Source organism: Metamycoplasma equirhinis (assembly GCF_006385185.1).
Lineage (GTDB): Bacteria > Bacillota_I > Bacilli_A > Mycoplasmatales > Metamycoplasmataceae > Metamycoplasma > Metamycoplasma equirhinis.
Genome location: NZ_VFIX01000038.1, coordinates 1 through 522 on the forward strand (window position 1 = coordinate 1; position 522 = coordinate 522).

Annotated in this window: 1 pseudogene; it reads left to right on the forward strand. The window is 66.1% G+C overall.

Going from position 1 to position 522, the window contains the following annotated elements:
• Positions 1-125 precede the first annotated feature (125 nt).
• Positions 126-522, forward strand: a pseudogene (gene mmcO, locus FJM08_RS08555) (multicopper oxidase MmcO); the annotation flags it as partial.

Here is a 522-nt window from a genome sequence, read left to right on the forward strand (position 1 = left end):
CTATATACCCTATAGGGGTAGGGTGTAAGGGCGGATGATGGCGTGGTGATCATCAACCGTTGCGTACTGCCCGATGTCTGGGCAGGGTACGAAGAGCGAGACCAAATCCAGACGAGGAGCGATCGATGCCCGAGCTGGCCACGAGCGGTAACGCCTTCGACAAGAGGCGGTTCAGCCGGCGCGGCTTCCTCGGCGCCGGCATCGCCAGCGGCTTTGCGCTAGCCGCTTGCGCCTCGAAGCCCACGGCATCCGGCGCCGCCGGGATGACCGCTGCAATCGACGCGGCCGAGGCGGCCCGGCCGCACAGTGGGCGAACGGTTACCGCCACGCTGACCCCCCAGCCGGCGAGGATCGACCTGGGTGGGCCGATCGTCAGCACGCTGACCTACGGCAACACCATCCCCGGACCACTGATCCGGGCCACCGTCGGGGATGAGATTGTCGTCTCGGTGACCAACCGTCTGGGTGATCCGACGTCGGTGCATTGGCACGGCATCGCGCTGCGCAACGATATGGATGGCA